Raw genomic sequence first — 7,851 nt, forward strand, 5'->3', positions numbered from 1 at the left:
ATGGTCGCTTGAAAGTGCGCGGCATGGCGGGTTTGCGTGTGGTGGATGCCGGCGTGATGCCGACCATCACCAGCGGCAACACCAACAGCCCCACGCTCATGATTGCGGAAAAAGCGGCGCAATGGATCGTGGAGGACGCGGTGCACTGACCTGTCCTACGCTTCGGGGAACCCCAAAGTTCACACATTTTTCAGACAAGCGTCAGTTGAGGTCAGGGATTTCCCCCGAATGGGGAAATCCCTGAGGAAAAAGAAGCGCTTGCGGGATTACATTTCAATCACTCGATGCAAAGCTGTACTTGCATCCCGAGGGCCGAGGAGACACTGAAGCCTAAGAACTCCAACATTGAACAGCATCCAACGAGGTGTGATTTTTCTGAGCGTCGCGCAAGCGGCGCTTTTTTTTGTCCCTCTGGCCGCCAGCCGGTGACAGCCACAACACGGGCACACTGCCACAATCGCGCCCATGGAATTACTGATTGTTTCGCTGGCCTCCTTGCTGGCAGGGATGATGGACGCGATCGTGGGTGGTGGTGGCCTGATCCTGATCCCCGCCTTGTTTGCCACCTTTCCGGGGGCAGCTCCCGCCACTTTGTTTGGCACCAACAAAAGCGCCGCGATCTGGGGCACCGCTTTTGCCACCTTGCAGTACAGCCGCAAGGTGGTCATGCCCTGGCGCGCCTTGCTGCCCGCTGCCGGCGCGGGTCTGTTGGGCTCCTTGATCGGGGCCTGGGTGGTCACACAGGTCGACCCCACACTGTTTCGCAAAGCCTTGCCCGTCATGATGGCCATGCTGCTGGTCTACACCCTGGCCAAAAAAGACATGGGACGCACCCATGCGCCCCGCTATGCAGGTGCAAAGCAGGCCTGGGTTGGGGCCGCCATCGGCTTGACGATCGGCTTCTACGACGGGTTTTTCGGACCCGGCACGGGCAGTTTTTTGGTGTTTGCCTATGTCCGCTTGATGGGCTATGACTTCTTGAACGCTACGGCCTCGGCCAAACTGATCAATGTGGCCACCAATTTTTCAGCGCTCATGCTGTTTGCCTATCAAGGGCATGTGTGGTGGCACTTGGCTTTGGTCATGGCGGTGTCCAACATCATTGGCAGCCTGATCGGCACCCGACTGGCGATGAAACACGGCTCGGGTTTTGTGCGCCAAGTGTTCATTGTGGTGGTGTTGGCCCTGATCTGCAAAACCGCTTACGACACCTGGCTGCGCTAGCCCTTCACCGCAAACGCCATTTGATTTGCCCCGCGTACTGCGCCAGCGCCACGCCCAAAAGGGTCACGCCGGCTCCACCCATCTTGATCCAGCTGTAATGCTCGCCCGACAAAGCCCAGGCAAACAAGCCCGCCATGGGGGGCATCAAGTACATCAAAGGCGCTGTGCGGGCCACGCCGCGAACGGTGTTGATCCAGCCCCAAGCCAACCAGCCAATGAAGGCTGACACCAAAATGGACCAGAATAAACCCACCCAAGCCCAAAAGTCGAGCACCGACCAATTGGCAGCCATGCCGGCGGGCACCGACAAAAGCATCACGGGCAAACCACCCAGCAAGGTGGCGTACCCCATGGTCAAGACCGGCCCGTGTTTTTCCATCACGGGCTTGACGGCAACGGTGTAATAAGAAAAGAAAGCGGCCGCAACCAACAATACCAAATCGCCCCCGCCAGCGCGCCAATTGCCGCCCAGCAACTTGTCAGACAGGAACATCAGTACCCCGCCAAAAGCCAAGGCCACACCCGACATTTGTGCTGCGGTCAGCCGCTCAAGACCCTGGTACCGCAGGATCAATAAGGTCAAAATCGGTCCGCACGCCAAGATCACCGAACTGGAAAATGCCGTAGACCAATGGATGCCGTAAGTGACCAACCCCACATGCACGGAGTGGCCAAGGAAGCCCAGCCAGGCCATCTGCATCCAGTCCTTGCGAGGCAAAGGGGGCAGCCAACGGCCAAAACGCCAACGCATGAGCAGCAGCGCACAGATGGGCATGATCAGGTACCGCGCCCACAAAAAACCACCCGGTGTGATCAGGTCAAACAGGTACTTTTGCAGGGTAAAGTTGCCCCCCCAGATGACCACCAATACGAGCGCCACAAGCAGGGCACGTCGGTCGTGACGGTGTAAGTGAGACGGGACGGGCATGCAAGGATTGTGGTGCCAGCTGGCGGCATCCCGTGTCTCGCTCGCATCAAGAAGGCCGCAGGGTCACCGCGTCACGCCCCTGGGCGCTGTCATGGCCTGCATCCAGACTGGAAACGCCTGGCCAACAAGTTGTGCTGGCCAGGCGAATACATCACTTCTTGCGTGCAGCAACAGCGGCTTCGGCTTCTTTCACCAGGGCAGGGCCCACGGTGTTTTTCCACTTCTCGTACACCGGGCGGGTGATTTTGACGAAGGCATCGCGCTCGTCGGCGGAGAGCGATGTCACCGTCACGCCCATGGCGGCGATGTCCTTGAGGACTGGCTTGTCGGCTTCAACCAGGCCTTTACGGGCAATGGCGATTTCGGCTTTGCCCGCGTCCACAGCGGCCTGGCGCACGATGGCCTGGTCAGCGGGTGTCCACGACGCCCAGATGTCCTTGTTGACCACAAAGATCAGCGGGTCTGCCACATAGCCCCAAGTGGTCACGAATTTCTGACCCACGGTGTGCATTTTCAGCACGGTGAACAAGAACAGCGGATTTTCCTGACCGTCCACGGCGCCGCTGGACAGCGCAGGCTGCGCATCGGCCCAGCTCATTTGCGTGGGGTTGGCCCCCATGGCCGAGAACATGTCCGAGTAAATGGGCGAGCCCACCACACGGATTTTCATGCCTTTCAAATCGGCTGGCGACTTGATGGGGCGCTTGGAGTTGGTGAGTTCACGGAAGCCGTTTTCACCCCAAGCCAAAGGCACCACGCCCGACTTGTCCAGGGTCTGGAAAATCTTCTGGCCCACGCTGCCTTGCGTCAACGCGTCAATGGCCGCGTAGTCGGGCATCAAAAATGGCAGCGAAAACAGGTTCAATTCTTTGACCTGAGGCGACCAGTTGATGGTCGAGCCCACGGCCATGTCGATCACGCCCTGGCGCAATGCACTGAATTCGCGGGTCTGGTCACCCTGGATCAGCGACACGCCGGGGTAGAGCTTGATGTTGATGCGACCCTGGGTGCGCTCCCTGACCGTGTCGGCCCACATCTTGCCAGCCTGGCCCCAAGGTGTGGGAGGTCCCAACACCAGCGACATGCGGTACTCGGCTTTGTATTCAGCAGCCACCACCGGAGCGGTGAAGGCACCCAAGCCAGCGGCCACAGCCAGCAGGCTGAGCAAATGACGACGAAGTTTCATGGTTCTCTCCTTGTTGAAAAAATGAACATCAATAACCCAAATAACGCGGCAGCCACAGGGCCAGCTCGGGCCAAGCGATCACCGCCAGCATGACCAGGAACATCGAAAACAGCATCCAACCGACCCAGCGCACGGTTTCTTCCATGCGCACCCCGGCGATGCGACAAGACACCATCAGGTTCACGGCCAGCGGCGGCGTGAACTGACCCAGCGCCACTTTGAGCGTGAGGATCACACCAAACCAGACCGGGTCCCATTTGTAGTACTGCACGATAGGCCACAGGAGTGGCACAAAGATCAAGAAGATCGACACACCGTCAAGGAACATGCCCACAGTGATGAGCATCAAGATGAGCAGCGCCAGCACGCCGTATTCGCCCAAGCCCGAGTTGACGATGGCGTTCGTCACCGGGTCGATCACCCCCAGCGTGGACAGCGAAAAGGCAAAAATACCTGCCAGCGACACCACCAGCAAGATCACCGCCGACAACTCGCCCGATTCGCGCAAGATGACAAACAGGTCGCGCACCTTGATCGTGCGGTAAATCACCATGCCCACAAACAGGCCATAAAACACCGCCACCACCGCCGCCTCGGTCGGCGTGAACCAACCGGCCCGCATGCCGCCCAAAATCAAGACCGGCGCTGCCAAGCCCCAAACGGCTTGCACAAAGCTTGTCCACAATTCGGGGCGTGGCAAGCTCGCCTCCAGCGCACCCATCTTGTGCTTGCGGGCCATCCACACGGTGGGCACGATCAAGGCCAAGCCCGCCAGAATGCCCGGGATCATGCCCGCCGCAAACAGCGCGGGCACCGAGGCGCCGGGCACCAGCACCGAATACACGATGAAGGCCACCGAAGGCGGAATCAAAATGTCCGTGGCCGCTGCTGCACCCACCACACTGGCCGAAAATGGTGCCGGATAGCCCGCGCGCGACATGGCCGCGATCATCACCGCACCCACCGCTGCCGCATTGGCCGGGCCCGAACCCGAAATACCACCCAGGAACATGGCCACCACAATCGCCACCAAAGGCAGCATGCCCGGGCCACGGCCCACGATGGCCACAGCAAAATTGACCAGCCGAAGCGCCACACCCGAGCGGTCAAAGATGGAGCCCACCAGCACAAACATGGGAATGGCCAGCAGCGGGTACTTGCCCAGACCGGCGTAAAAGTTTTGCGGCACAGCCAGCAGGCCAAACCACTGCGCGTCCGAGTTGGCCAAGGCAATGCAAGCAGCACCGGCCAAACCCAAAGCCGCGCCAATGGGCACGCCCATGAGCATCATGACCACAAAGGCCACAAACAGGAGGGTCGGGATCATGGCTGACGCCCCCGGCGTATGAACAAGCCCAAAGCACGCCCGGCAATGGCCACCGACAAAACCGGCAACCAGATGGTGTACCACCACTGCGGCACGCCAATGCCCGGCGAGGTCTCGCCAAAGCGGAAATCGTCCCAGACCACGCGCACGCTGAGCACCGCGATCAGCGCAAACAGCACAAACACCATCAGCGCACCAAAGCGGGCCAACGCCCGCTGGCGTTTTTCTGAACCGCTGTCGGCAAAGTATTCAATGCGGATTTGCCGGTTGCGGGCCACCGAGGCCGAGCCCGCCACCAGCGCCAGCACGATCATCAAAAACACCGAAAACTCTTCCGTCCAGGCAAAGGACTGGTCGGTGAAATAGCGCACCAGCACATTGGCAAAGGTGATGAGCGAGAGCAGAGCCATCACGATCACCGTGAGCCAGTCTTCGATTTTCAGAGGAACGGCGGTTTCTTCATCGGATTCAGCAGCGGCCACTTCGGCGGGGGCCTGCTCGTGCAAATGGGTCATAGGTCTCAAGCCAAATTTAAAATTCACTTTACCATGGCGTTCTTGGCCACATGCCGCCCGATCAGGCCCCAAAGCGCCCCGGGGACACAGGGATTACCCCATGAAAAAGCCCGCAAAGTGCAGGTGCAAGCAGATCGCATGGGGCAACATCCTCACTGAGTGACGGGCTTCAGGCAGTTCTGCGCTGCCGCTACGATCTGCTCAGCCGACACGCGGGCCACCGCTTCCAGAACAGGGGCGTAACCCACCGGGATGCGCGGCGCGCCCAAGCGCTTGACGCGCACGCCCAAGGTTTCGGCCACGGTGGCGGCGATTTCAGCGCCAAAGCCTGCGGCCTGAATCGCTTCGTGCACCACCAGCAGATGGCCTGTTTTGGCCGCAGACTTGAGCACCGTGTCCCGATCCCAAGGCCACAGGGTGCGCAAATCAATCAGCTCGACCTGAATACCCAAAGCCGCCAATTGATCGCAAGCCACTTGGCACACCTGCATCTGGCGACTCCAGCTGACCATCGTCAAACGATCACCCGCACGCAAGACAGCGGCCTGGCCCAGTGGCACTTGCACGCTTTCGTCCACTGGCCCTTCCAAGCCCCACAGGGTCTTGTGCTCCATGTAGACCACAGGGTCACCGCACTGCATGGCCGCGCGCAGCAAAGAATAGTTGTCTTGCACCGAGCCCGGACACACGACCACCAAGCCGGGGATGTGGGCAAACCAGGCTTCAAGCGACTGCGAATGCTGCGCCGCCGAAGCGTCCCAGATGCCAATGGGCATGCGGGCCACCAAAGGCACACGGCCCTGGCCGCCAAACATGTATCGGTTCTTGGCGGCCTGGTTGATGATTTCGTCCATGCCGCAAAGGGCAAAGTCGACCACGCGCATCTCCACCACCGGGCGCATGCCCGCCAGCGCCATGCCCACGCCGCCGCCCATGATGGCCGCCTCGCTGATGGGGGTGTCGATGATGCGGTGCGTGCCAAAGGTCTGTTGCAAGCCTTTGTACTGGCCAAAGATACCGCCCCGCCCCACGTCTTCACCCATCACCACCACGCGCTCGTCGGCTTCCATTTCGCGCTGCACGGCCAGCACGGCGGCCTGGCTGTAGCTCATCGTGTTCAAAACCATTGCCCTGCTCCTGTGGTCTGGATGTCGGTGTAAGCGGCAGACACGCTGGGCCAGGGCGCTTGATCCGCTGACTGCATGGCGGACTGCACTTCGGCCTGGGCTTGCTGGTCCATCTGGTCGCACGCGGCATCGCTGCTTCCCAGCGCCAGCAGCGCGCGGCGGGCGTTCTGGATGGGGTCGTTTTTCAGGGCTTCTTCGACTTCCCGGGGGTCCCGGTACGCGGCCAGGTCCACCGACACATGGCCTTTGACACGGTAGGTGAGCGCATGCAACAGGCGCGGCCCGTGGCCCGAGCGAACGGTCTGCACCAGCTCGGCGGCTTTTTCGTGAACAGCCCACACATCGTTGCCGTCGACCAGGTGGGCTGCAATGCCCAGACTTTCGCTGCGCGCCGAAGCGCCGGGGCCGGCAATCATCGGGCCGCTGGCGGTGGTGGCGCTCCAGCGGTTGTCTTCACACACAAACAGCACCGGCAACTGGTGCACCTGCGCCCAGTTGAGGGCCTCCAGAAAAGGCCCCCGGTTGGTGGCACCGTCGCCAAAAAAGCAAACGGTGATGTCGCTGCGACCCTGCAATTTCTGGGCGTGTGCTGCGCCCACGGCAATGGGCAGACCCGCCGCCACCACGCCATTGGCCCCCAACATGCCGACCGAAAAATCGGCGATGTGCATGGAGCCACCCTTGCCCCCGTTAAAACCTGTGGCTTTGCCGTACAGCTCGCACATCATGCGGCCGAGATCCGCCCCCTTGGCCAGGGTGTGGCCGTGGCCACGGTGGGTGGAGGTCAGGTAGTCGCGCGGGGTGAGGTGGGCACACACGCCAGCGGCCACGCCTTCTTGCCCGGTGGACAGGTGCAAAGGGCCGCGCACTTTGGCGCTGCCGTCTGCGGTTTTGTTGTAAGCGCTGACGCCGCCCTGGCTCAGGATTTCTGCGGCATTTTCAAAAGCCCGGATGCGGGCCATGCACAGATACAAAGCGGCCAATGCGTCTTTTTTGGGAATCTGAAGCAATCGGTGTCTCCTGTGATGAGATTGCCCCGGAAAACAACTTCTCAAGGCCATGATTACTCTAATGGCATTTGGCCTGAAGGCCTGCACGCAGGCGACAGGGCCCCTGGAACTTAGGGATGGGGCCTCAGACCACCAGCACCGGCACACGCGCAGCCAGTGCACACATGAGCTCATAGCCCACAGTGCCTGCCGCTTGCGCCACATCGTCAATGTCCAGCAACGCACCCCCCTCGGCTTGTCCCCAGAGCGTGACCTGGCTGCCCACGCCCGCATCGGGAAATGGACTCAGGTCCACCGTCAGCATGTCCATGCTCACGCGGCCCACGGTGCGGCCCCGTGCACCGTCCACCAGCACGGGCGTGCCTGTGGGGCAAATGCGCGGGTAACCGTCGGCATAGCCACAGGCCACCACGCCGATGCGCATAGGGCCATCGGCCACAAAACTGGAGCCATAACCCACGCTGTCGCCAGCCTGCAACTGCTGCACCGCGATGATGCGGGCATGCAAGCTCATGGCGGGTTGCAGACCCCAAT

At 61.0% G+C, this 7,851-nt stretch carries 9 protein-coding genes; 2 read left to right on the top strand and 7 right to left on the bottom strand.

Annotation, left to right across the window (positions count from 1 at the left end; translation table 11 throughout):
• Positions 1-149, top strand: a 149-nt coding sequence (locus tag ACIQ47_RS13595; protein WP_396438635.1) for a GMC oxidoreductase, incomplete at its 5' end; no start/stop codon positions are given.
• 316 nt (positions 150-465) lie between these two features.
• Positions 466-1,224: a sulfite exporter TauE/SafE family protein gene (locus tag ACIQ47_RS13600; RefSeq protein WP_396438631.1), complete on the top strand. Its 759-nt coding sequence runs from the start codon at positions 466-468 to the stop codon at positions 1,222-1,224.
• 4 nt (positions 1,225-1,228) lie between these two features.
• Here the strand turns inward: ACIQ47_RS13600 and ACIQ47_RS13605 are convergent, their stop codons facing one another.
• From ACIQ47_RS13605 to ACIQ47_RS13635, 7 genes are all read right to left on the bottom strand, one after another.
• A complete protein-coding gene (locus tag ACIQ47_RS13605; RefSeq protein WP_396438632.1) occupies positions 1,229-2,152 on the bottom strand; it encodes a DMT family transporter in 924 nt (307 codons plus the stop codon).
• 151 nt (positions 2,153-2,303) lie between these two features.
• Complete coding sequence (locus ACIQ47_RS13610) at positions 2,304-3,338, bottom strand: DctP family TRAP transporter solute-binding subunit (RefSeq protein WP_396438633.1); 1,035 nt, start codon at positions 3,336-3,338, stop codon at positions 2,304-2,306.
• 28 nt (positions 3,339-3,366) lie between these two features.
• The gene (locus ACIQ47_RS13615; RefSeq protein ID WP_296293390.1) at positions 3,367-4,665 is read right to left on the bottom strand and encodes a TRAP transporter large permease; all 1,299 of its coding nucleotides are present in this window, start codon (positions 4,663-4,665) and stop codon (positions 3,367-3,369) included.
• Entirely contained in the window at positions 4,662-5,180 is a 519-nt protein-coding gene (locus ACIQ47_RS13620) for a TRAP transporter small permease (protein ID WP_296293389.1), read from the bottom strand. Before ACIQ47_RS13620 ends, ACIQ47_RS13615 begins: the two co-directional genes overlap by 4 nt.
• Positions 5,181-5,332: 152 nt before the next feature.
• Positions 5,333-6,307 (bottom strand): alpha-ketoacid dehydrogenase subunit beta, encoded by a 975-nt coding sequence (locus tag ACIQ47_RS13625; RefSeq protein ID WP_396429249.1) that lies wholly within the window; start codon positions 6,305-6,307, stop codon positions 5,333-5,335.
• Complete coding sequence (locus ACIQ47_RS13630) at positions 6,298-7,308, bottom strand: thiamine pyrophosphate-dependent dehydrogenase E1 component subunit alpha (protein ID WP_396438636.1); 1,011 nt, start codon at positions 7,306-7,308, stop codon at positions 6,298-6,300. Before ACIQ47_RS13630 ends, ACIQ47_RS13625 begins: the two co-directional genes overlap by 10 nt.
• Positions 7,309-7,441: 133 nt before the next feature.
• The coding region (locus tag ACIQ47_RS13635; protein ID WP_396438634.1) for an alanine racemase C-terminal domain-containing protein at positions 7,442-7,851 on the bottom strand (410 nt) is incomplete at its 5' end.

The organism is Limnohabitans sp., assembly GCF_044373035.1.
GTDB lineage: Bacteria > Pseudomonadota > Gammaproteobacteria > Burkholderiales > Burkholderiaceae_C > Limnohabitans_A.

Bases quoted from the DNA above. Each gene is read 5' to 3' on its own strand.
- ACIQ47_RS13600 (WP_396438631.1), top strand. From the start codon at position 466: ATGGAATTACTGATTGTTTCGCTGGCCTCCTTGCTGGCAGGGATGATG.
- ACIQ47_RS13605 (WP_396438632.1), bottom strand. From the start codon at position 2,152: ATGCCCGTCCCGTCTCACTTACACCGTCACGACCGACGTGCCCTGCTT.
- ACIQ47_RS13610 (WP_396438633.1), bottom strand. From the start codon at position 3,338: ATGAAACTTCGTCGTCATTTGCTCAGCCTGCTGGCTGTGGCCGCTGGC.
- ACIQ47_RS13615 (WP_296293390.1), bottom strand. From the start codon at position 4,665: ATGATCCCGACCCTCCTGTTTGTGGCCTTTGTGGTCATGATGCTCATG.
- ACIQ47_RS13620 (WP_296293389.1), bottom strand. From the start codon at position 5,180: ATGACCCATTTGCACGAGCAGGCCCCCGCCGAAGTGGCCGCTGCTGAA.
- ACIQ47_RS13625 (WP_396429249.1), bottom strand. From the start codon at position 6,307: ATGGTTTTGAACACGATGAGCTACAGCCAGGCCGCCGTGCTGGCCGTG.